Source organism: Streptomyces sp. O3 (assembly GCF_054788135.1).
The window spans coordinates 152,237-174,746 of sequence record NZ_JBTVYK010000004.1 but is presented as its reverse complement, the minus strand read 5'-3'; the positions used below and the strand labels follow the sequence as shown (position 1 = coordinate 174,746).

At 73.9% G+C, this 22,510-nt stretch carries 15 protein-coding genes; 5 read left to right on the top strand and 10 right to left on the bottom strand.

Annotated elements, in window-relative coordinates; all coding sequences use genetic code 11:
* Positions 1-55 precede the first annotated feature (55 nt).
* The 5 genes from ACX6XY_RS04160 to ACX6XY_RS04140 form a co-directional block, all read right to left on the bottom strand.
* The gene (locus tag ACX6XY_RS04160; protein ID WP_460326431.1) at positions 56-1,153 is read right to left on the bottom strand and encodes a proline racemase family protein; all 1,098 of its coding nucleotides are present in this window, start codon (positions 1,151-1,153) and stop codon (positions 56-58) included.
* A 101-nt stretch (positions 1,154-1,254) separates the two neighbouring features.
* The gene (locus ACX6XY_RS04155; protein WP_460326476.1) at positions 1,255-2,118 is read right to left on the bottom strand and encodes a dihydrodipicolinate synthase family protein; all 864 of its coding nucleotides are present in this window, start codon (positions 2,116-2,118) and stop codon (positions 1,255-1,257) included.
* A 190-nt stretch (positions 2,119-2,308) separates the two neighbouring features.
* Positions 2,309-3,886 (bottom strand): FAD-dependent oxidoreductase, encoded by a 1,578-nt coding sequence (locus ACX6XY_RS04150; RefSeq protein WP_460326429.1) that lies wholly within the window; start codon positions 3,884-3,886, stop codon positions 2,309-2,311.
* Positions 3,867-4,181: a (2Fe-2S)-binding protein gene (locus ACX6XY_RS04145; RefSeq protein WP_460326427.1), complete on the bottom strand. Its 315-nt coding sequence runs from the start codon at positions 4,179-4,181 to the stop codon at positions 3,867-3,869. The genes ACX6XY_RS04150 and ACX6XY_RS04145 overlap by 20 nt, the downstream gene beginning before the upstream one ends.
* 26 nt (positions 4,182-4,207) lie before the next feature.
* Positions 4,208-5,467: an NAD(P)/FAD-dependent oxidoreductase gene (locus ACX6XY_RS04140; RefSeq protein WP_460326425.1), complete on the bottom strand. Its 1,260-nt coding sequence runs from the start codon at positions 5,465-5,467 to the stop codon at positions 4,208-4,210.
* A 284-nt stretch (positions 5,468-5,751) separates the two neighbouring features.
* Between ACX6XY_RS04140 and ACX6XY_RS04135 the strand changes: the two genes are divergently transcribed.
* From ACX6XY_RS04135 to ACX6XY_RS04115, 5 genes are all read left to right on the top strand, one after another.
* Positions 5,752-6,903, top strand: coding sequence for a GDSL-type esterase/lipase family protein (locus ACX6XY_RS04135; protein WP_460326423.1), 1,152 nt, complete (start codon positions 5,752-5,754; stop codon positions 6,901-6,903).
* 175 nt (positions 6,904-7,078) lie between these two features.
* Complete coding sequence (locus ACX6XY_RS04130; protein ID WP_460326421.1) at positions 7,079-10,228, top strand: type 2 lanthipeptide synthetase LanM family protein; 3,150 nt, start codon at positions 7,079-7,081, stop codon at positions 10,226-10,228.
* Between the two features lie 69 nt (positions 10,229-10,297).
* Complete coding sequence (locus ACX6XY_RS04125; RefSeq protein WP_460326419.1) at positions 10,298-10,489, top strand: hypothetical protein; 192 nt, start codon at positions 10,298-10,300, stop codon at positions 10,487-10,489.
* 140 nt (positions 10,490-10,629) lie between these two features.
* Positions 10,630-13,698 carry a helix-turn-helix transcriptional regulator gene (locus ACX6XY_RS04120; RefSeq protein WP_460326417.1) on the top strand — a complete coding sequence of 1,023 codons (3,069 nt, stop codon included), beginning with the start codon at positions 10,630-10,632 and terminating at the stop codon, positions 13,696-13,698.
* A 188-nt stretch (positions 13,699-13,886) separates the two neighbouring features.
* Entirely contained in the window at positions 13,887-15,863 is a 1,977-nt protein-coding gene (locus tag ACX6XY_RS04115) for an AfsR/SARP family transcriptional regulator (RefSeq protein WP_460326415.1), read from the top strand.
* 101 nt (positions 15,864-15,964) lie between these two features.
* Here ACX6XY_RS04115 and ACX6XY_RS04110 read toward each other — a convergent pair whose 3' ends face one another.
* From ACX6XY_RS04110 to ACX6XY_RS04090, 5 genes are all read right to left on the bottom strand, one after another.
* On the bottom strand, positions 15,965-16,738 hold the full coding sequence (locus ACX6XY_RS04110) for an SDR family NAD(P)-dependent oxidoreductase (RefSeq protein ID WP_460326413.1): 774 nt from the start codon (positions 16,736-16,738) through the stop codon (positions 15,965-15,967).
* Between the two features lies 1 nt (position 16,739).
* On the bottom strand, positions 16,740-18,335 hold the full coding sequence (locus ACX6XY_RS04105) for an APC family permease (protein ID WP_460326411.1): 1,596 nt from the start codon (positions 18,333-18,335) through the stop codon (positions 16,740-16,742).
* A 109-nt stretch (positions 18,336-18,444) separates the two neighbouring features.
* A complete protein-coding gene (locus ACX6XY_RS04100; RefSeq protein ID WP_460326409.1) occupies positions 18,445-19,719 on the bottom strand; it encodes an MFS transporter in 1,275 nt (424 codons plus the stop codon).
* Positions 19,720-19,729: 10 nt separating this feature from the next.
* Positions 19,730-21,163: an amidase family protein gene (locus ACX6XY_RS04095; RefSeq protein WP_460326407.1), complete on the bottom strand. Its 1,434-nt coding sequence runs from the start codon at positions 21,161-21,163 to the stop codon at positions 19,730-19,732.
* 5 nt (positions 21,164-21,168) lie between these two features.
* On the bottom strand, positions 21,169-22,416 hold the full coding sequence (locus ACX6XY_RS04090) for an ATP-grasp domain-containing protein (RefSeq protein WP_460326405.1): 1,248 nt from the start codon (positions 22,414-22,416) through the stop codon (positions 21,169-21,171).
* Positions 22,417-22,510 lie beyond the last annotated feature (94 nt).

Sequence of the window (22,510 nt, the reverse complement as noted above, 5' to 3'; positions counted from 1 at the left end):
GAGGTGGTGGAGGAGGTGGTGGAGGTGGTGGAGGAGGTGGGGGGAGTCGGCGGGGTCACAGGAGGAAGCCTCCGGGGAAGGGGTCGTCGGGGTCGAGGTAGTACTGGGCGGTGCCGGTGATCCAGGCGCGGCCGGTGATGGCAGGGACGACGGCGGGGATCGCGTCGGCGGTCGCGCCGCTCTCGCGGGGGTCGCTTCCGCTCCCCGCGTCGCTCTCGCCGCGGCCGCCCTCTCCGGATCCGCGGCCGCCGTCGCCGCCGATCTGTGTCTCGGCGATGAGACGGCCGGTGAATCGTGTACCGATGAAGGACTCGTTGACGAAGTCCTGGTCCAGGGGGAGTTCGCCTCGGGCGTGCAGCTGCGCCATGCGCGCGGATGTACCCGTACCGCATGGTGAGCGGTCGAACCAGCCCGGATGGATGGCCATCGCGTGCCGCGAGTGGCGGGCGTCTGAGCCGGGGGCCGCGAGGTAGACGTGTTTGAGTCCGGCGACATCCGGCCGCTCGGGGTGGACCGGACGGTCCGGCGACCGGTTGACCGCGTCCATGATCGCCAGCCCGGCGGCCAGCAGGTCGTCCTTGCGGGCCCGGTCGAACGGCAGCCCCAGATCGTCGAGTTCGACGAACGCGTAGAAGTTGCCGCCGAACGCGAGGTCGTAGGTCACCGTCCCGTATCCGGGAACCTCGGCCTTGTGCCCGAGACCCACGCAGAACGCGGGCACATTGGTGAACGTGACCGACTTCGCCGCGCCGTCCTCGACGCGTACGTCGACGGCGACGAGTCCGGCGGGGGTGTCCAGGCGCACGGTGGTCACCGGTTCGACGACCGGCACCATCCCCGTCTCCACCAGCACGGTGGCCACCCCGATGGTGCCGTGGCCGCACATCGGCAGCAGCCCGGAGACCTCGACGAAGAGCACGCCGTAGTCGGCGTCCGGCCGGGTGGGCGGTTGCAGGATCGCGCCGCTCATCGCCGCGTGTCCGCGCGGCTCGTACATCAGCAGCGTACGGAGGTGGTCCAGGTGCTCGATGAAGTGCAGCCGCCGCTCGGCCATGGTGGCGCCGGGGATCACCCCGACGCCGCCGGTGATCACACGGGTGGGCATGCCCTCGGTATGCGAGTCGACCGCGTGGAAGACATGGCGGGTACGCATGACAGCTCCTCGGGTAGGGGGGCGGGGCGAGTCAGACGCGGGGTCAGACGAGGGGTCAGACACGGAGTCAGACGCGGGGTCAGACGCGGGTCGGGCGCGGGTCAGTGGTGGCCGTCGGCGATGGCCTTCTCCGTGGCCTCCCGCACGCCCGCCTCGACCTGGCCGGTCAGCTGGGTGCGCGGGGGACGCACCGGGCCGCCGTAGCGTCCGGCGATGTCCATGGACAGCTTGATGGACTGGACGAACTCCGTTTTGGAGTCCCAGCGCAGCAGCGGGTGCAGCGACCTGTAGAGCGGGAGAGCCGTCTTCAGGTCCCCGGAGACCGCGGCGTGGTAGAGGGCGGAGCAGGTGGCCGGGAAAGCGTTGGGGTAGCCCGCGATCCAGCCGACCGCACCCGCGACGGCGAGTTCGAGCAGCACATCGTCCGCGCCGATCAACAGGTCGAGCTCCGGGGCGAGTTCGGCGAGCTCGTACGCCCTGCGCACATCGCCGGTGAACTCCTTGACCGCGACGATGTTCCCGTCCTGGTGAAGCTGGGCGAGCAGCGCGGGGGTGAGGTCGATCTTGGTGTCGATGGGGTTGTTGTACGCGACGACCGGGACGCCCTCCTTGGCGACCTCGGCGTAGTGGGCGCGTACGGCGTCCTCTTCGGCGCGGTAGGCGTTGGGCGGCAGGAGCAGTACGGAGCCGCAGCCCGCTTCGGCGGCCTGCTCGGCCCAGCGGCGCGACTCGGCGCTGCCGTAGGCGGCGACGCCGGGCATGACCCGCGCCCCGCCGCCCGCGGCCTCGACGGCGGTGCGGACCACGCGGGCGCGCTCCTCGTCGGTCAGCGTCTGGTACTCGCCGAGCGAACCGTTGGGGACGACGCCGTCGCAGCCGTTCTCGATCAGCCAGGCGACGTGTTCGGCGTACGCGTCGTAGTCGACGGAGAGGTCGGGGCGCAGGGGGAGCGCGGTGGCGACCATGATGCCGCGCCAGGGGCGGGCGGGGTTCCAGGCGGTGGGGGTCCCGGTGGGGGTCCCGGTGGGGTTCCCGGTCGAGTTCCCGGTGGTGGTGGTGGTCATTTTCGGCGGACCTTTCATACGGTGTGACATTTCACTTAGTGGTGTGGGGTACCCAGGGGTGGGCGCGGCTTCGCGGTCGGTCAGCGGCCAGTCAGTCGTCCGTCGGCGTGTCCGGTACGGCGTCCGGCGCGGCGTCCGGCGCGAGCCCGGCGAGCGCTCCGAGCGTGACGGGTACGGCGAACGGGCGGCGTTCGGCGGGCGGCGGCGTCTCGCCGCCACCGCTCGCCGCGAGGCAGGCCACGGCCGCGCCGCACATCCGGCCCTGGCACCAGCCCATGCCCGCTCGGGTCAGCAGTTTGACGGTACGTGCGTCACCGGCGCCGAGGTCGGTGACCGCCTCACGGACGCGCCCGGCGGTGACCTCCTCGCAGCGGCACACGTCCGTGTCGTCGGGCAGCCACCGCGGCCAGCCGGGGCCCGGCGCGTGGGCGACGGCCATGGCGTCGGCGAAGGCGCGCATCCGGTCGCGGTCGCGGCGCAGCCGCCCGACCCGCCCCCGGCGAGCGCCCGCGGCCCGCCCCGACGGCCCAGCGCCCCCCGCACCCCCCGCGCCCCCCTCGCCCCCGACCAACCGCGCGGCGATGGCGTGTGCCGCCAACGCACCCTCGGTGATGGCCAGGCGGGAGCCGCCCACGCCGCCGGTCTCGCCCGCCGACCAGACGCCGGGCACCGTCGTCTCCTGGCTGTCGCCCAGGACGAGGGCGGCCGTGGCGTCCGCGGTGCGGCGCGTGGCGCAGCCGAGCGTCGTGGCGAGGTCGAGCTGCGGGGCGAGGCCGTGCCCGACGGCGAGGGCGTCGCACGCGATGCGCCGCCGCGAGCCGGGCACGGGCCGCCAGTCGCGGTCGAGCCTGGCCACGGTCACGGCCTGCACGCGCTCGGTGCCGTGCGCCTCGACGACGGCGCTGCGCAGCAGCGGCCGCACCCGGTGCCGCAGCAGCGCTCCCCCGTGCACCACCCCCTCGACCAGCTTGTGCGGGTTGGCGGCGAGCGCCCAGGGGTGGCGGGCGTACCGCAGATAGCCGGACGCCTCCACCACGGCGGGAACCCGCGCCCCGGCGGCGGCGAGCGACCCCGCGACCGCGAGCAGCAGCGGGCCGCTGCCCGCGACGACGACCCGCTTACCCGGCAGCACGAGCCCGGACTTGAGCATCGCCTGCGCGCCCCCGGCCCCCACCACACCGGGCAGGGTCCAGCCGGGGAACGGGAGTTGACGCTCGGACGCCCCGGTAGCCAGGAGCAGTGCCCTGGCCCGTACCCGTACGGGCTGCTCCTCGTCACCGTCGGCCCCGGTGACCGCGTGCACCGACCAGTCGCCGAACTCGCCGGTCACAGACCAGACATGGTGTCCGGCCAGGCGGCTGACGCCGCTCGCCGCGAGCCTCCGGCGCAACGCGGCGAAGGCCGACCAGTCGTGGTGCAGGGCCTCGGGGCGTACGGCTCCGAGCGCGGCGGCAGGATGCCGGTAGAACTGCCCCCCGATGTGCTCGGAGGCGTCCAACAGGGCTACCTTCAGGCCCAGTCCGGCGGCGGCGACGGCGCCGGAGAGCCCGGCGGGCCCCGCGCCGATCACCGCGAGATCGTACGGCTGGGAGTCGCGCGGCGGGGAGTCGTACGGCTGGGAGTCGCGCGGCGGCGGGGAGTCGTACGGTTCAGACGCTGAGCTCGGCACGGCCGTGTCCCTCCTGGGTGGTGATCGCGTCGCCGGGGCGCGCCGGGACCAGACAGGCCCTGCGGTTGGGCGTTCCGTTGATGGTGGCGAGGCAGTCGTAGCACTGCCCGATGCCGCAGAAGGCGCCGCGTGGGCGGCCGCCCACGCGGGTGGTGCGCCAGGCGAGTACGCCCGCCGACCACAGCGCGGCGGCGACGGTCTGTCCGGGCAGCGCGGAGACGGGCCGCCCGTCCAGGGTGATCTCGAAGGGCGGTTCGGGCTGTGCCCCGACCAGCTCGGCGGGGGTACGGGCCACGGCGGGCCTCCTCTCTCCTACGGGATTCATGGACGAGTACGAGGACGAGGACGAGGACGGGGGTGGAGGCGGGGACTGGTGCCGGCAGCGGCCTCGCCGAACCTGGCCGGGTCGAACGGGGCGATGCTTACAGGCGGTTCGCCGCCGGTCAGACACCGCGCGATGACGAGACCGGTGGCCGGAGCGAGCCCGACCCCCGCGCCCTCGTGGCCGCAGGCGTGCAGCAGTCCGGGAACGCGCGCATCGGGGCCGATCGCGGGCAGATGGTCCGGCAGGTACGGGCGGAAGCCCGCGTACGTGCGCATCACCCGCACCCCGGCGAGCACCGGGAACAGCTCCGCGGCCCCGAGCGCCAGACGCCGCAGCACCTCGGTCGACAGCGAGCGGTCGAACCCCACCCGCTCCCGGCTGGAGCCGATCAGCACCGGCCCCGCCGCGGTCCCCTCCACCACGGCGGACGTCTGCAGGGCCGCCGAGCCGCTGGCGACGTCCGCGACGTAGTCGGCGGCGTACACCTTGCGCCGCACCACGCGCGGCAGCGGCTCGGTGACCAGGACGAAGCCCCGCCGGGGCAGTACCGGCAGCTCCACCCCGGCGAACTTGGCGAGATCGCCGCCCCAGGTCCCGGCGGCGTTCACGACGTACGGGGCATGCGCCTCGCCGGTGGCCGTACGGACACCCCGTACGGCGCCGCCCGCTCCGGTGAGCAGGCCCGTCACCTCCTCCCCGAGCCGCAGCCGCACACGCCCCTGCCCCTGCCCCCGCCCCCGCTCCCGCTCTGGCGAACCCGCCGCCTTCAACAGTCGGGCGGCGGCCAGCGCGGGCTGCACCTGGGCGTCCTGCGGGTAGTGGAAACCGCCCGCCAGGCCGGGAGCGAGATGCGGCTCCAGCTCACCGAGCCCGTCCGCCGGGACCTCATGGGCCGTCACCCCCGCCGCGCCCTGCCGGGCGGCGAAGCCGCGCAGGGCGCGCAGCCCGTACTCGGACGAGGCGACCACCAGGCCGCCCTTCGCCTCGTACTCGACAGCGGACGGCCCTGACACGTGCGACTCCGCCAGCTCACGCCACAACCGAACCGACACCAGAGCGAGTTCGAGCTCAGGGCCCGGCTCCTTGTCGGAGACGAGGAGATTGCCCTCCCCGGCCCCCGTGGTGCCGCCCGCGACCGGTCCGCGGTCGATCACGGTGACGGTGAGTCCGGCCTGAGCCGCGTAGTACGCGCAGGCGGCGCCGACCACACCCGCCCCGACGACGATGACATCCGACGAAGAGTTTCCCGTGAGCACATCAGTAATATTTCACATTGCACCTGTCTTGCCAAGCCCCCCGCCGCCCTCGCGGCGCGCGCGTCCGCGTGACCGAAAAGAGACCTCGCACTACCTAGCGGTAACAAGTTCGGGCGTGCGAGATTCCGGCATGCCACCGGCCGGCGGCTTTACCCCCACCCCTACGCCACACCGCCATGGGCGCTTCCGCAGCACGGGTTCCCTGTCCGATTCCTGGCTGAATCCGGCCCCTTGGCGTGGCCGAACAACGGAGTTCCGCCGTGTCTGGTTTTCGCAGGTCTCGCATGCTCAGAACGTCCGTCCCAGCCCTCTCCCTCACGCTCGCCGCTCTCGCCGCCCTCGGCGCGACCATCACCGGGTCCGGGGCCGCCGCCGCCAGCCCCGGAGCCGGGACCGAGGCGATCGTGTCCATGGGGGACAGCTATATCTCCGGCGAGGCCGGGCGCTGGAAGGGCAACAGCCTCACCGACAGCGGGAGCCGGGACGGGACCGACCGGGCCTGGACCGGCAGCACGTACGACCCGAGCCTGGTGTACGGGACCACTGCGGAGAACGGCTGCCACCGCTCCGACTCGGCCGAGGTGCACAGCGCCGCCGGGACGGCCCCGGCCCGCGTCAACATCGCCTGCTCCGGCGCGACCACCCGCAACGTCTTCCGCTCGGTCAACGGCGGCGAGGCGTACAAGGGCGAGGCCCCGCAGGCGGACCAGCTCGCGAGCATCGCCGCCGCGTACGACGTCAAGGTCATCGCCCTCTCCATCGGCGGCAACGACCTCGGGTTCGCGTCCATCATCGAGAAGTGCGCCAAGGACTACCTCATCTGGTGGTCCTACTGCCACGACGACCAGCAGGCCGTCGTCGACACCAAGATCGACACCGTGATGGCGGACGTCGGCGAGTCCCTCGACGAGATCCGCGCCGTGATGTCCGGCGCGGGCTACGACGCCTCCGACTACCGCGTCGTGCTTCAGTCGTACCCGTCCCCCATCCCGCGCGGCGACGAGAACCGCTACCCGGAGAGCGGCTGGTCACGCGCCAGCACCGGCGGCTGCCCCTTCTGGGACAAGGACTCCGACTGGGCCCGCGACTCGCTGGTCCCGCAGCTCGCCGACCGCCTGCGGGAGGTCGCCGCGGCCAAGGGCGCGCAGTTCCTGGACCTGCGCGACATGCTCCAGGGGCGCGAGGTGTGCGCCACCGCGAGCCGTCTGGTGAGCGCCGACCAGCCCCCGTCGGCGGCCACCAGCGAGTGGGCCCGCTGGATCGACGGCAACGAAACCCAGGGGCCCGTACAGGAGTTCATGCACCCCAACTACTACGGGCAGCTCGGCCAGGGCCGCTGCCTGTCCCTGATCTACGCCGAGCCGACCGGTGACCACGGCTGCCGCAACACGGCGGGTTCCGGTGCATCCGGGATGTACCTGACCGCGCTTCCCTGAGGCCGTACGTCCAGCGCCGCCCGGTACCCCCGCGGCGCGGGCGGTACCGGGCGGAAAAGATGGGGGCCCGGCCCCCATGCCCCGAAGGGCCTCCCATACCAGGCTGGCAGCCAGACGAGCACGGCCCGAAGCGGGTCGACACGGGCCGATCCGATGGCGGAGGGGGGGAGGGGCGGTGGCAGCCGAAGAAGCACAGGGCGGGGTGGGCGCCGGGGCGGCCGCCGCCGGGGAGGAACAGCTTCCCGAGCGCTGGTGGGAGCCGGGGCTCATCGCCGTACCGCCCGCCCCGGACTCCGCCCTGGACTCCACTCCGGATTCCGCCCCGGACTCCGGGACGGGACCCGGACCGTGCCCGGACTGGGCGGAGTTCACCCGGCAGGCCCTGCTCGCCGCCCCGCGGGAGGCGGTGATCCCCGACGTGGACTACCCGGAGCTGACCGGCTTCGAGCGGGTGCTGGCACCGTTCACCGCCCGCGCGGGGGACCGCCTGGAGCAGGCCGTGCCCGAGCGGGTACGCCCGCTCGTGGACCTTCCCGCCGTACGCGACGGCCTGGCGCGCGAGCTGAGCCGGACTCTCGCCCGGATCGCGGCCCGCACCCTGGTCCTGGAGCTGTACGAGGCGCGGACCACCGGGCGGCTCCACGGAACCGACACACGAACCCGGTTCCGCGACTTCCTGCGGCGCACCGCCTCCCGGCGCGGCCTGGCCGCCCTGCTGACCGAACGGCCCGTGCTGGCGCGTCTCCTGGGACGTACGGCCCTCGACGCGGCGGACGCCGTCGCGGAGATGCTGGAGCGGCTGGCGGACGACCACGCCCGTCTGCTGGCGAACGGTCTCCTGGGGGAGCCCGGCTCGGCTCCGGGACCGCTGGTGGGCGTCGAGCCAGGTGCCGGGGATCGGCACGCGGGCGGCCGGAGCGTGACGCTGCTGCGCTTCGCGAACGGGACCCGGCTGGTGTACAAGCCCCGCCCGCTGGCCGTGCACCGCCACTTCAACGACCTGGTCACCTGGTTCAACGGGCTGCCGGGCGCGGCCGACCTCCGTACGCTCCGCCTGCTCGACCGGGGGCCGTACGGGTGGGCGGAGTACGTGACGGCCCGGCCCTGCGCCTCGGCCGCGGAGGTCGAGGAGTTCTACCGCCGCCAGGGCTCGCTGCTGGCGCTGCTGCACCTGCTGGACGGGACCGACCTGCACCACGAGAACCTGATCGCCGTCGGCGGGCACCCGGTGCTGGTCGACGTGGAGACGCTGTTCCACCCGCCGCTGCCGAACGCCGCGACCGACGACCCGGCCGCCCGTGCCCTGCACGACTCCGTGCACCGCGTCGGGCTGCTTCCCCAACTGCTGGTGGGAGACACGAGCGCACTGGACATCTCGGGGGTCGGCGGCGGCCGCGAGGCGGTGTCCCCCCTGGCTCGGGCGGGCTGGGCCGACGCGGGCACCGACCGGATGCGTCTGGTACGTACGGCCGGGAGGCTCGGCGGATCCGCCAACCGGCCGCACCTGGAAGACGGCGCGCCCGTCGAACCGGGGACGCACGCCGACGCGCTGTGCGCCGGGTTCCGGGCCGGGTACACGGCCATCAGCGCGGCACACGAGGAACTGCTGCGAACCGGCGGCCCGTTGGCGGCGTTCGCGGACGACGAGGTACGGGTGGTGCCGCGCCCCACCTGGGTGTACGGCACGCTGCTCGACGAGTCGACCCACCCCGACCTGCTGAAGGACGCGGCACAGCGGCAGCGGGTCCTGGAGACCCTGCGGACCGACGTGTTCGGCCCGGCCGCCTTCCCCGGACTGGCGGATGACGAGATCGCCCAACTGTGGTCGGGCGACGTGCCGCTGTTCACCACCCGGCCGGGCCGCACCCGGCTGTGGGGCGCGCCCGGACGGCCCCCGGCGGCGCGCGTCGACCGGCCCGGACTCCTGCGGGCCGCCGGAAAGCTCGCCGCGCGGGACACCGTCGACCGGCAGGACCAGGAGTGGATCGTCCGGGCCACACTGGCGACGACCTCCCGCGCGCCCGCCCACCGGCCCGCCAGAAGCAGGCGCACCCGTACCGCGGACCGCGCCCCGGAGCCGGAGCGGCTGCTGTCGGCGGCCCGGTCCGTCGGGGATCGGCTGATGTCCCTGGCGTACCGCGGCGGCCCGCGCACCAACTGGATCGGTCTGGAGCTGCTGGACAACCGCTACTGGCGGGTCGGCCCCATGCCCGCCGACCTGGCGGGCGGGTACACCGGACCGGCCCTGTTCCTGGCCCAGTTGGCGGCGCTCACCGGAGCCGGGCACTACGCGGAGGCGGCCCGTACGGCGCTGGTGCCGGTGCCCGCGCTGCTGGAGGGGCTGCGCGACCGTCCGGGAGACCTGGGCGCGGTGGGCTCCGGGGCGCTGGCCGGGCTCGGGGGCATCGCGTACGCGCTGGCCGAGGTGGCGCGGCTGCTGGACGACGCGGCGGTCGGCGCGTGGGTGTCCCCCATGCTGGGGCTGGCCGGTGCCGCGGCCAGGGCGGAGCGGGACCACGGGGTGTGCTCGGGTACCGCGGGAGGCCTCGTCGCTCAACTGGCGGCCCACCAGGGCGGGGCAGGGGGCGGCGGCCCGGAACCGTGGCGGGCCGCGCGGGCCTGCGCGGACCGGCTGCTGTCGGCCGACCTCCTCAGCGGCGGCGGGCGGGGCTTCGCGTCGGGGGCCGCCGGTGTGGGGTGGGCGCTGCTCCGGTTCGCGGAGGCCGGGGGCGGTGCGCGGTACCGGAACGCGGGGCTGGCCGCGCTGCGCGCGGCCGTGGACGCGGAACACGACGGCGGTGCGGGGGACGCGCCGGGCGGCGGTCCTGGTGGCGGCTGGGACGGCGGTCCTGGTGACGCCCTGGGCAGTGGCCCTGGTGACGCCCTGGGCGGCGGCCGTCAGCCGGACGCCCGTGCCTCGGCCTGGTGCCGGGGGCGCGCGGGAATCGCGCTCGCGGTGCTGGACGGTCCGGGCGCCCTGGCCGACCCGCACCTCGCGGACTGGGCCCGGCGGGCCGTCGACGAGCTGTGCCGGGACGGACCGGCCCCCGACGACAGCCTCTGCCACGGGGAGGCGGGTCTGCTCGAACTCCTCGGCCACAGTGCGGTACCCGAGGCGCGACCGCACTGGATACGGCGGGCCGGTGCGCTCCTCGCGGCCGTCGAGGAGACCGGCCCCCGGTGCGGCGCCCCGGACGGGGTTCCGCATCCCGGCCTGCTGACCGGGCTGGCGGGAGTCGGCCACGGACTGCTCAGGGCCGGATTCCCGGACCGGGTACCGCCGTTGCTCCTCCTGCGGACACCCGCACCGCACAGCACCGCGTAAGACAACGACACGTCCTGCGGAACGACCCGTTCCGAGGAACGAACGACTACGAAGGGCCAGGCGGAAACCATGCAGATCAGTGACTCGATGACCTATGCCGACGGCGGCTCCCGCGCTGACGCGTCGTCCCAGGATCACCCCGTGGGCGAGGTGACGCTCGGGACGAGCGGGGCGCTGGGCCTGCGCAGCCGCCTGCTCAGAACCTCGGAGTGCGGCGCCGGTCCGGAGGACACGTTCCCCACCGGCACCTTCCCCCTCTGAGCGCGGCGGCCCGTCGCCGCCCGGCGGCCCGTCGCCGCCCGGCGACCTGTCGAAATCGGGTGCTTTGACAGGCACTTGGAGGCCCGGAGAGTGCTCCGGGCCTCTACGCGCGTGAATAAGCATCAAGTAGCCTGCGCCCCATGCGAATGACGTCGTCGGCCATCGTGGGGCGGGACGCGGAGATAGGGCTGCTGAGCGAGGCCCTGGACAGCGCGGGGAAGGGGGCGGGGCAGGCGGCGTTCCTCGTCGGCGAGGCGGGCATCGGCAAGTCCCGGCTGGTCGGCGAGTGCGCCTATCGCGCCTACGCCCGTGACATGCCGGTGCTGCGCGGCCGCGCCACGTCCACCGGGCTCGTCGCGCCCTTTCGGCCGCTGATCGAGGCGCTGTCCTCGCGGTTTCGCGCGGCGGGCACCCCGGACGACCCGGAACTCGCGCCCTACCGGCCCGCGTTGGCCGGGCTCGTACCGGAGTGGCGGGACGCGGCGGCGGCAGCGGCAGCGCCGGGCTACCCCAACTCGCTGGTCGAACTGGCCGAGGCGCTTCTGCGGCTGCTGGCGGTACTCGGCCGGGAGCGGGGCTGTGTGATCCTGCTGGAGGATCTGCACGACTCCGACACCGAGACGATCGCGGTCGTGGAGTACCTGGTCGACAACGTGGCGGACCTGCCGGTCCTGCTGGTGGCGACGCTCCGCCCGGACCCCGGCCCGGCGCTGGACCTGGCGCTCGCGGCGGAGCTCCGCAACACCGCCTCCGTACGGGAGCTGGGCCCGCTGGACGACACCGCGGTGTGGGACATGGTGAACGCGTGCCTGGACGCCGGACCGGGCGAGGTGCCCCCGGCCGCGCACCGGCAGCTCTCGCAACGGGCGGGCGGCAACCCCTATCTGGTGGAGGTGCTGCTGGCCGACCTGCTGGACACCGGCCGACTGGGCCGGACCGACGAGGGGTGGCGGCTCGCGGACCACGGTGCGGCGACCGTGCCGACGGGGGTCGTGCGCAGCTGGGCTCGGCGGCTGGACCGGCTCGACGAGCCCGTACGGGAGCTGCTGCTCATCGCGGCGACGCTCGGCGGGCAGTTCTCCATCAGTGTGCTGAAGGCGGTGACCGGGTTCGACGACCGCGCGCTCTTCGCCCATCTGCGGTCCGCGTCCGAGGCGGGGATCATCGCTCCGGACGGGGCCGCCCACGACCACTACACATTCCGCCATGTGCTGACCGCGGACGCGCTGAGGGCCTCCCTGCCGCCCGCCGAGCAGGCCGCCCTGGCCCGGCGCGCCGCCCTGACCATCGAGGAGTCAGGCGGCGAGCTCTCCAGCGAGACACGCCAGTTGGTGGCGGCGCTCCGGCTGGCGGCCGGTGACGAGGTAGCGGCGTCCCGGCAACTCGCCTTGGTCGGACGGCAGATGCTGGACTCCGGGACAGCGGGCTCGGCCGCCGTACTGCTGGAGCGGGCCCGGAATCTGGCGGCCGACGGCGAACGGGACGCGGTCACCGTGAGTCTGGCGATCGCCCGAGCCGAGTCCGGGCAACTCGACGCGGCGTCCGCCCTGCTCGACGATCTGCCGCCGGTGCCCGCCGGATCCCCCACGGCGGAGGAGCACGCCCAGGCGCACACCCAGGTCGCCTGGGTGGCGACCATGGCGGAGCAGCAGGAGGAGGCGTACCGCCGGATCCGGTCGGCCCGCGCCCTGCTGGGGCCCGCGCCGCGCCCGGAGCAGGAAGCGGCGCTCGCGGTGGTCGAGGGCCATCTGGCGCTGCTGCCGGGCCAGGACGACCAAGACGACCAGCACAGCCAGGACGGCCAGCACAGCCAGGACGGCCAGGGCCGTGGGTCCGACCTGGACAGCCGCGAGCGGCTGAAGGAGGCGGAACGTTCCGCCGAACGTGCCGCGCTGACCGCCGAGGAGCTCGGGCGACCCACGGTGGCCTGCCAGGCGTGGCAGCTGCTCGCCCTGCTGTCCCGCGTGCGGGGCTTCGACGAGGCCGACACCTGCCTGGAACGGATGCTGGCGGTCGCGGAGCGGCACCGGCTCCCGGCGTACCGGGCCGAGGCCCTGGTCCGGCTGGGCACCAACGCGTTTATGCGGACCGGCGAGTCGACCCGCCTGGAGACCGCCCGCGCGGCGGCCCATGAGCTGGGATCGCTGGCCCTTCAACAGACCGTCGACGGGCTGCTGGCCATGCAGGCGGTGCTGAGCGGCCGGTGGGACCGGGCGCGGGGGATCGTCGAGCGGTCGGCGGGGATCAGCGCCCGGCTGCAGAACCTCTCGGCCCACCGCTATCTGCTCCTGGTCGACGCCACACTCGCCGCCCACCAGGGGCGGGTCCGCGACCGGGAGCGGGCACTGACCCGATTCCGCCGGGCGGGCGGCGGGGAGTCGATGCTCGTGCCCCTGCAACGGGGGCTGTGCCAGGCCGTGGGCGCGCTGCTGGAGGAGGACCGGGAGCGGGCACTGGCCGAGCTCGACGCGGCGCTGGCGTGGGAGCGGCAGCACCCCAGTTTCTTCTATCTGAGCGGCCGGTACGGGCTCCGCCCCCTGCTGCGGGTCCTGAACGGCGACGGCGGCCGGGAGGCGTACCGGGAGGCGATGGCGTCGCCGGGCGCGCAGCTCGCCTGGAACCGGCTGTTCCTGGGCATGACGGACGCGGTGCTGCGCGGCCGGGAAGGCGACCCGGAAGGCGCGGCGCGTGCCGTGGAGACGTCCGCGCGCATGGCGGAGACGTTCCCGCAGGCCTGGCACCTGGCGTTGCGGCTGACCGCTGACGCGGCGCTGGCCGACGGCTGGGGCGAGCCGGTGACCTGGCTGCGGACCGCCGAGGAGCACTTCTACGCGGCGGGCGTCCAGCCGGTGGCCGGCGCCTGCCGGGCCGTGCTGCGGCAGGCGGGGGTGAGCGTCCCGCAGCACCGGGACGGGCGGGAGCGGATACCCTCCGGGCTGCGCGCCGCGGGGGTGACGCCGCGTGAGTACGAGGTCTTCGTCCTGCTCGCGGAACGGCCCGGCAATCAGCAGATCGCCCAGCAACTGTGCATCTCGCCCCGGACGGTGGAGAAGCACCTGGCGAGCCTGCTGGCCAAGACCGGCTGCGCGGACCGCTCGGCGCTGTGCGCGCTCTCGGCGGAGCAGGGGGAGCAGAGAGAGCAGAGGGAGCGGGAAGAGCAAGAGGAACGGGGAGAGCAAGAGGAGCGGGGAGAGCCGGGGAAAGGCTAGACCCCTGCCGCAAACATGGGGGCTCGGCGCGGTCCATGGTGGGGCGGCTCCTGCCGAAGTGGGGGTCCTGCCCCCAGGACGCGGACGCGGGCGGCGTGACTGTGCGGGCCCGGCCCCGATGTGTGACGCGCCCCGGCGGCGGAGGATCGAGCGTAGCCAAACCTCACGCCCCACACGGAGGTTCGCCCATGCCCCGTCCCTTCGCGCAGCCCCCGGCGCCACACGTAGCGCGGCCCCCGGCGCCGCTCGGCACGCTCCGGTTCTCCCTCCTCGGGCCGCTCACGGTTCACCGGGACGCGCGGGAGCTGCCCCTCGGCCCGTTCAAGCAGCGGGTCGTCCTGGCGGCACTGCTCGGCGCCCCCAACAGCCCGGTGTCCGTCGACACGTTGACGGACGCGGTCTGGCCGAAGGAACCTCCTCGTACGGCCCGCAAGAACCTCCAGGTGTACATCAGCGCCCTGCGTACGCTGCTGGCGGACGACGGCAGGGACGGGCCGCGGCTCACCCACACCTGCGGCGGGTATGTGCTGCGGGTGGCCGAGGACGAGTTGGACGCCCTGCGGTTCCGCTCCCTGGTACGGGCCGCCGAAGGGCAGCGCCCGCAGGTCTCCCTCCCGCTGCTGCGCCAGGCCCTCGACCTGTGGCAGGGGCCCCCGCTGGGTGACCTGCGGCAGTCGTCGCGGATGGCGGATCAGGCGGACGGGCTGGAGTTGCGACGTCTGGCGGCGTGCGAGAGCTGGGCCGAGGCGGAGTTGGCGCTGGGCGACGCGACGGTGGTCGTCGAGCGGCTGCGCGGGCTGGTGGAACAACACCCGCTGAGGGAGCGGCTCAGGTCCGCCTGGATGGGTGCGCTGAGCCGGTCCGGGCGGCAGGCCGAGGCGCTGGCCGCGTACGACGACTACCGGCAACTCCTGTCCAGGGAACTGGGCTTGGAGCCGGGCGGGGCCATAGCCGCCCGCTACCAGGCGCTGCTCGCGGGCGGCGAGCCGGGCGCGGACGGGGCCGCCGGGGCCGCCGGGGCCGCCGGGATCACCGAGGCGACGGGCGCTCCGGCCGCCGCCCGCCGCTGCCCCGCGACGTTCCTGCCGCCCGACATTGTGGACTTGACCGGGCACGGTGCGGAACTGCGGGAACTGCTCGACCTGTTGGAGGACGACGGCCCCGGTGGCGTGGTGCTCCTGTCCGGTCCCGTCGGGGCGGGGAAGACCACGCTGGCGGTGCGGGCCGCGCACCTGCTGGGCGATGTGTTCGTTGACGGGCGGTTCCACGTCTCGCTGCGGGACGCGGAGGGCAGGCCCCGCCCGCTGGATGCGGTGCTCACGGAACTCGCCACGGCGACCGGGCACACGAGGTACGCGAGGCACACGAGGCACATGGAGCCCTCGGAGACCGCGGAGGCCGCGGGGCCTTCGGGACCGGAGGCGTGGCGGGAGTGGCTGGCGGAGCACCGCGTTCTGGTGGTCCTGGACGACGTGCCGGACGAGTCCGCCGTACGGCCGCTGCTCCCCGGCGGCGGCCACGGCAGGGTGCTGCTCACCGCGCGCGGCCAACTGGGCGGTCTGGCGCCCGTGCGCCGTGTCGACGTACCGCCGCTGAGCACCGCCGAGGCCCTGGAGCTGCTCGGCGGGCTCATCGGGCAGGGCCGGGTCCGGGCCGACCGGGAAGCCGCGCTGCGGATCGTACGGGCCTGCGGCGGGTCACCGCTGGCGATCCGGGTGAGCGGGATGCGGCTGGCGGTGCTGCGCCATGTGCCGCTGCGGGAGTTCGCGGACCGGCTCACCGACCCCGTCGGGGCGCTGGACGAGCTGACGGCCGGGGACGTCTCCGTACGGCGGCGGCTGGCCCGGAGCTGGGAGGCGCTGCCTGAGCGCTGCGGCCGGGACGCGGCGCGGCTGGCCGCGGGCACCGGGGACGGTCCGTTCGGTGTGACCGAGGCGGCCGGGGCACTCGGATGCGACGAGCGGCGTGCCGTACGGGTGATAGAGGCGCTCATCGACGCCGGGGTGGTGGCCTCACCCGGCGGCGAGGTCACCGCCCATGCGGCGCGGTACGAACTGCCGCACCTGGTCCGGCTGTACGCGCGTGACATGCGGCATATTCAGGAACTTCGCGGTTCCCCAGGCTTCCGCGACGCCCCGGACAGGGGCCCGTTGCTCACCGTCTGAGGCTCACCGTCGGAGCCGGGACGGACCAGGACGAACCGGGACACCGGGACACCGGGACCCGCCGCGGGCGACGGCCCACAGGGGTGGGACGATCGGGCGCGTCAACGCCCCCGCTCGGCACCCCCGTTGACCTGCACGATCTGGGCGGTCACCTGGTCCGCTCCCGGAGAGGCCAGCCAGTGCACGGTCTGGGCGATGTCGTCCGGGGTGCTCGCACAGCCCGTCGCCGTCTGGTCGACGAGCAGTCGGCGACGGGCTGGCGGCGGGCCGTCGGCGCCGAAGAACTCGGTGTCCTCGACATAACCGGGCGCCACCGCGTTCACCGTGATCCCGTCCGGGCCGAGGGCCGCGGCCAGATCGAAGACGTACGGATGGAGCGCGGCCTTGGCGCCCGCGTAGGACCCCGCGCCCGAGCCGCGATACGCGGCGATCGAGCTGATCATGACGACCCGGCCCCGCGGCCGGGCGAGCAGCCCCCGCAGGGCCTCGGTCAGCAGCACCGCGGTCAGGACGTTGGACCGGAAGTTCTCGGTCCAGTGCCAGGCCGCGCCCGCCACTCCCTCGCCCGCGCCGCCGTCCGCACCGATCAGGACGTTCCCGCCCGCGGAATTGACCAGCACGTCAACAGTGCCGTGGGAAGCGGCCAGTTCCTCGCGTACCCGGTCCGCCTCCGCGGGCAGCGCGAGATCCGCGGTCAGAGCGCGCACCCGGCCGCCGCGCTCCGCATGCCGCGCGGTCAGTTCGGCTGCGGTGCGCTTCAGCGGTTCCGCGCGACGCCCGATGGCGACGACTTCGGCCCCATCGGCCGCGAAGGCGGAACAGACGGCACGGCCGATGCCCGTACCTCCACCGCTGACCACCACGGTCCTTGCCATGTCAATCCTCCGGATCCAGAGTGCCGCGGCGGGCGCCGGAACGGACGCCCCACCGGTAGACGAACAGCGCCGCGGCGCCCACCGCGACGGAATCCCACGGAGCCGCCAGCCAGCCCGCGCCGCCCGTGGAGCCGACCGCCGCGGAGCCGAACAGCACCGCGAGATAGCCCAGGAACCACAGCCCCGCACCCGCCTCGGTACGCAGCAGAGCCGCCCGGTGACGGTTGCGTACGGCGAACAGCACCAGCGCGACCGCCATCAGCGGCACCGCCGTACGCAGATAGTGCCAGCCCGCCCAGTGGATCAGCTCGGTGGAGATGACGAAACCCGCCGGAGCGATCCACCCGATGCCCCGCATCCACCAGTAACGCCCCTCCCGGTCCCCGGCCCGGAACGTGCCGACCGCGACCGCGCACGCGGAGTACGTCAGCAGCGAGAGCACCCCGACGACGCCGATGATCTCCTGCCAGCCCCGGAACGGCGCCAGGAAGAGCGTGGCCAGCGCGAAGTTGCCGAGGAGAGCCCGGCGGGGGACGCCGGACCCGCGGTGCACGGCCGTGAAGAAGGCGGGCAGTACGCCGTTGCGGGCGGCGGCGTAGGTCTCGCGGCTGCCGGAGGCGACGAACACGTTCGCCGCGCCCGCCGGGGAGAGCACCGCGTCCGCGTAGATCACGGTGGCGAGCCAGCCCACATTGAGCGCGAGCGCGAGCTGCCCGAACGGCGAGTCGAAGTCAACGCCCTGCCAGCCGCCGGTGAGACGGTCCTCCGGGACGGCGAGCAGAAAGACCAGCTGGAGCACCGTGTAGAGCACGATGGCCAGCGCGATCGCGGTGACGACGGCACGCGGCAGGTCTCTTCGGGGGTCGCGGGCCTCGGCGGACAGCTCGACGGGGGCGGCGAACCCGTTGAAGGTGTAGATGATTCCGGCGCTCGCCACGGCGGCGAGCGCGGCGGACCAGCCGTACGGCGCGACACCGCCGCCCGTGTCGACGTTCCCGGTGTCGAGGCCGGAGGCGACCAGGGCGCCGATGGTGATCAGCGGGACGGCGAACTTGACGACCGTGACGGCCGTGTTCACCCGAGCGAACAGCCGTACCCCGAACCAGTTCAGCACGACGAGCAGAGCGAGCAGGGTGATCGCGGCGGCGAGTCCCTTGGCGGTGAGCTGCCCGTCCACGTACAGGCCCGAGACGTAGTGCTGGGCGTACTGGACGATCGCGGACGCCTCGGCCGCCAACGCGCTCGCCACGGCGAGCAGCACCGCCCAGCCGATCGCCGTGCCCACCAGGGGGCCGTTCGCCTCCAGCGGCCAGCGCACCATGCCGCCCGCGCGCGGGCGGGTGGCGCCGAGCTGGACGAGGACCAGTCCCACCAGCATCATCGCGCCGCCCGCGAGCGGCCAGGACAGCAGCGCCGCCGGTCCTGCCGTCTGCGCCGCGTAGTAGGCGCTGAACAGCCAGCCGGAACCGATCATGCCGCCGAAGGCGATACCGGTCAGGCCCCACAGCCCCAGCTCGCGCCGGAGGCCGCCCGGCTCGTGGTCGGGTGCGCCGGGTGGTGCCGCTCCCTGCGGTGGCGCGATGGGCGGTGCGGACACGGGAGTCTCCAGACTTCGAGAGGAACGGGGAACGCCGAACGGGGAACGCCGAACAGGGAACGGACGAATCAGGGCAGGTGGTTCAGGGCGGGTGGTTCAGGGCAGGGGCTCAGCGACCCGGTTCCTGACTCGGGAGGGGATCGGGATCGGCCGCCGCGGGTTCCGGTCCCGGCGCGGCGGCCGCCTTCCGCAGTGCCGGGTGAGCCAGCAGAAAGACGAGCAGCGCACCCAGCTCGACGGCGCCCACGACGAAGGGGAGCGCGGGGCCCGCCTGGTACAGGGCGGTCGCGAGCAGGGGGCCGAGTACCAGGGTGGTGGCGTTCGCCGAGGCGGCAAGACCCGCCACGCCGCCCTGCTCGTCAGGGCCGACGCTCAGGCTCAGCGCCGAGTTGTAGCCGGGAATGGCCAGGCTGTGCCCGGTGCCGGAGAGCACCACCGCGGCCAGCAGCACCGGCAGCGAGTCGGCCACGCAGATCACCGCGAAGGCCACCGCCGTCAGCGGAACCCCCACGCGCATCAGCCGCAGCGGCCGCCAGCCCAGCTTGGGAATGACCAGCCCCTGCACGACGAGCATCGGAAGCCCGCCCGCGAGCAGCGTCATCCCGCCCAGCTCCACCGTCTCGGCGGTGCTCAGCTCCAGCCGGTCCTGGAGCAGGAAACCGATGCTGATCTGGAGCAGGCTGGTAGAGAGGAAGATCCCGCCCCCGGCCGCCAGGTAGGGCCAGATCCGGGAGTCCCGCGGACTGAGCCGCGGCGGCTTCGCGCTGGCCCCGCCGGGCCGCGGCCCGGTCGGCAGCCAGAGCCACACCGCACAGCCGACCAGGGCGATCAGGACGGGCGCGAGGTAGAGCGCGGTCATCGTTCCCAGGTCGCCGAGTACGCCGCCGAGGCCGGGGCCGAGCACCAGCGCGAGGCCGAGGGCCGCGCCGACCCGCGCGATGCCCTTGACCCGCTCCGACTCCTCCGTCGCCACATCGGCGACGTACGCCTGCGCCGCCACCGGGAGCGCGGCCAGCGAGCCGCCGAACAGCAGCCCGCGGGTCACCAGCAGCAGGACGAAGACGGCGGCGGGGCCGAGTGCCCCGTTGAGCCCCAGATGCACGCAGACGGCGAACGCCACCAGACCGGCGGCCGCCCCGAACAGCCCGAAGGACAGCAGGGGCTTACGGCCCCAGGTGTCCGCGCGCCGCCCCCACACCGGGCTGACCAGCGCGACCACGGCGGCCGACGCGCTCATCACCAGCCCGAACTGGAACTCGCTGAGCGAGAGTTCCCGCGAGACCGGCGGCAGGATGGGAGTCAGGATCTGCTGACCCGTGTAGCCGCCGAACACGGCCAGATAGATCAGCACCAGCCGGTGGCTGGTCCGGGGTGGTGCGCTCATGCTCGTCCTCTCAAGCCCGCGGCCCGCGCGGACGCAGGCCCAAGTCGCCCAGCGCGGCCGCCGCGTCCTGGGCGGCCCTGATCAGTGAACCCTCCGCGCCTCTTCCGCCGACCAGTTGCATCGCGACGGGTGCGCCGGACGCGTCGGAGACGGCTGCCGGAAAGGTGATCGCGGGCAGTCCCGCGAAGCTGGCCACCGGGGTGAACCCGATCTCCCGCTCGTACTGGGGGTCTCCTGGCTCGGGGATCGTCGACGCGGCGGCGGGCACCGTGCCGCGGACCGCCGGAACCCCCGGATCCAGCGGCAACAGCCAGGCGTCCACCGACTGTTCGGCGAACAGCGCCGAAGAAGCCGCCCGGATGCGCAGCTGCCGCCTCCGGATGTCCGCGTACCGCTCGTCGGAGACCTTCGCTCCGCCCTCCAGGGCGGCACGGGTCGAGTCGAGCAGGTCGTCGTCGATGTGTGACCGCCACAGCTGGTAGCCGTCCCAGGCATCTCGCGCACACAACTCCCAGGCCTGCCCCCGGCACTCCCAGATCTCCCCGAGCGCCGCGTCCGAGACCGTGTGCCCGCTCTCGCGCAGCAGCGCGGCGGTACGGTCCAGACAGTCCGCGACCTCCTGGTCGACCAGGCCCGCGCGGCGCAGCTCACGCGGGATGCCGATGCGCAGGCGGGTACCGGCGGTTCCGGGTTCGCCCAGGCCCATGTGCCGCCAGGCGAAGGCGAGGTCGTCGGCGGTACGGGCGACCCAGCCCGCCGCGTCCATGGAGGGCGACAGCGGGAAAACGCCCGGCAGCCGACGCGGGTCGTGCGTGGTGCGCAGGCCCACCACGCCGCAGCGCCCGGCAGGCCAGCGCACCGAGCCGAGTACGTCGGTGCCGAGCGACACGTCGCAGATGTTCCCGGCGACCGCCACTCCGGAGCCGGTGCTGGATCCGGCCGGGTCGATCCGCGGGAAGTACGGGTTCACACAGCCCGAGCCGATGCCGATGTTCAGCTCCGTGGTGACCACCTTGGCGTTCACCGTCGCGTGGCGCAGCGGGGCGAGCACCGCGGCGGACTCCCGCGGATGATGCCGGTAGCGGCGCAGGCCGAGGCGGGTGGCGAACCCCCGTACGTCGACGGTGTCCTTCACCCCGAGCCGCAGTGCGGTGTCGGCCGGTTCGCGCAGCTCCACGGTGGCCCGGTAGCGGCGGTCGGCCCGTAGGGCCCAGGCGGCGGCCTGCTCGCGCCATTCGTCGGCGGACAGCTCCCCGGTCGCCAGCAGCCGGTGGCGTTCGGCGAGCGGCAGGGTGAGCGGTTCGGGCAGCGGACCGGGCAGCGGATCGGGCAGCGGATCGGCCGACGGCGCGTCATCCGTGCGTCCCAGGAAGGCGCGGACCGCGTCCTCGGCAGCAGGCGGCGCGGACGGCGGGGACAGGGATGAGGTCGGCGGAGTGTTCATATCGCTCATGCGAGTTCGTAGAACCCTTCACCGTCGAGGAGCCGGATGGTCCCGTAGTCGCGCAGCACGACCTCCTGTACTTCATGGCGCAGGTTGACGATCAGCGGATAGGTCATGTCATCTACGGTGGGCCGCAGTTGACCGCCTGGCGCGACCAGGGCGCGTACGTCGTGGACGCTCTCAAGGCCCTCGATCACGTCGAGGTGGCGGTAGGACTTGAGGGTGCCGTCATACGGCGAGATCATCGCCACGGAGACGAAGTGCTCGCGGATCGTGTAGTCGGTGTCACAGCGCTGGTGGAAGCGCTCCGGCGCGACATAGGCGTCCACGGTCCAGTCGATCTGGGACTCCCCCGTGCCCAGGTGCGCGTAGTGCGGGATCTCACCGCCCGCGATCCGGGCCCCGATCTCCACGAGGCACGGTCCGTCCGGGGTCAGCTTGATCTCCAGATGGCCCGGTCCGTGCTGGATGCCGAGCGCGTCGAGCACCCGCGTCGCGTACGCGCCGAGCTGCTCCCCCTCGGGTGAGCGGCGGGCCAGCAGATGCACGGAGTCGCACAGGTCGAGGACGCCGTTCGCGGTGAGCCGGGTGGTCTTCCAGATGTCGGTGATGTGGTGGCGGCCGTCCCGGCTGACGGTGTTGACCACGTACTCGCCGCCGACCAGGTACTCCTGGGCGACGACCCCCTCGTTGCTCTGGGAGAAGAAGTTCTCGCTGCCGGTGAGCGCCCGGTAGGCGGCCACGGACGACTCGGGGGTGTCGCAGAAGTGGATGCCGTCGCCCCCGGCGGAGCGGACGGGCTTCACGACGGCGCGGCGGCCGAGCCGCTCGTGCCAGGCGCGCAGCTCGGCCTCGTCAGTGATCAACAGCTGTTCGGCGCCGCGCACTCCGGCCGCCTTGACGGTCTCGATCATCGTGTACTTGTCACGGCGCGCGGTGCTCAGCGCGGTGCCGTTGGAGGGCAGGCCCATCGCCTCGCTGAGGATGTCGGCGAACTCGACGCCGAACTCGCCGCCGGGCACCACCGCGACGGGGTCATAGGCGGAGATCGCGCGGATCGTCTCCGCCAGGTCGCCCTGGTGCACGACGTTGTCGGCGTAGTCGTCGAGACTGAAGGTGGACCGGTATACCAGGGGGATCTCGGGGGTGCTCTGGACCCGCACACACGCGTATCCGGCCTTGCGGAACTCCGGTGCGAGGCGCCGGGTGGGTTGGTACGCGTCGACTATGACCACATAGCCCTTGACGGACATGGGAGTTCTCCTTGTTCCTGGGTTTCCTGGGTTTCCTGGGTTTCCTGGTTCCTGGTTCCTGGTTTCCCGGTGAAGCGGGAGGAGAGGGCGGGCG

Coding starts and splice junctions, on each gene's coding strand:
- ACX6XY_RS04125 (WP_460326419.1), top strand. CDS start 10,298: ATGCAGATCAGTGACTCGATGACCTATGCCGACGGCGGCTCCCGCGCT.
- ACX6XY_RS04090 (WP_460326405.1), bottom strand. CDS start 22,416: ATGTCCGTCAAGGGCTATGTGGTCATAGTCGACGCGTACCAACCCACC.
- ACX6XY_RS04155 (WP_460326476.1), bottom strand. CDS start 2,118: ATGGTCGCCACCGCGCTCCCCCTGCGCCCCGACCTCTCCGTCGACTAC.
- ACX6XY_RS04095 (WP_460326407.1), bottom strand. CDS start 21,163: ATGAACACTCCGCCGACCTCATCCCTGTCCCCGCCGTCCGCGCCGCCT.
- ACX6XY_RS04135 (WP_460326423.1), top strand. CDS start 5,752: ATGCTCAGAACGTCCGTCCCAGCCCTCTCCCTCACGCTCGCCGCTCTC.
- ACX6XY_RS04100 (WP_460326409.1), bottom strand. CDS start 19,719: ATGAGCGCACCACCCCGGACCAGCCACCGGCTGGTGCTGATCTATCTG.
- ACX6XY_RS04160 (WP_460326431.1), bottom strand. CDS start 1,153: ATGCGTACCCGCCATGTCTTCCACGCGGTCGACTCGCATACCGAGGGC.
- ACX6XY_RS04110 (WP_460326413.1), bottom strand. CDS start 16,738: ATGGCAAGGACCGTGGTGGTCAGCGGTGGAGGTACGGGCATCGGCCGT.
- ACX6XY_RS04115 (WP_460326415.1), top strand. CDS start 13,887: ATGCCCCGTCCCTTCGCGCAGCCCCCGGCGCCACACGTAGCGCGGCCC.
- ACX6XY_RS04120 (WP_460326417.1), top strand. CDS start 10,630: ATGCGAATGACGTCGTCGGCCATCGTGGGGCGGGACGCGGAGATAGGG.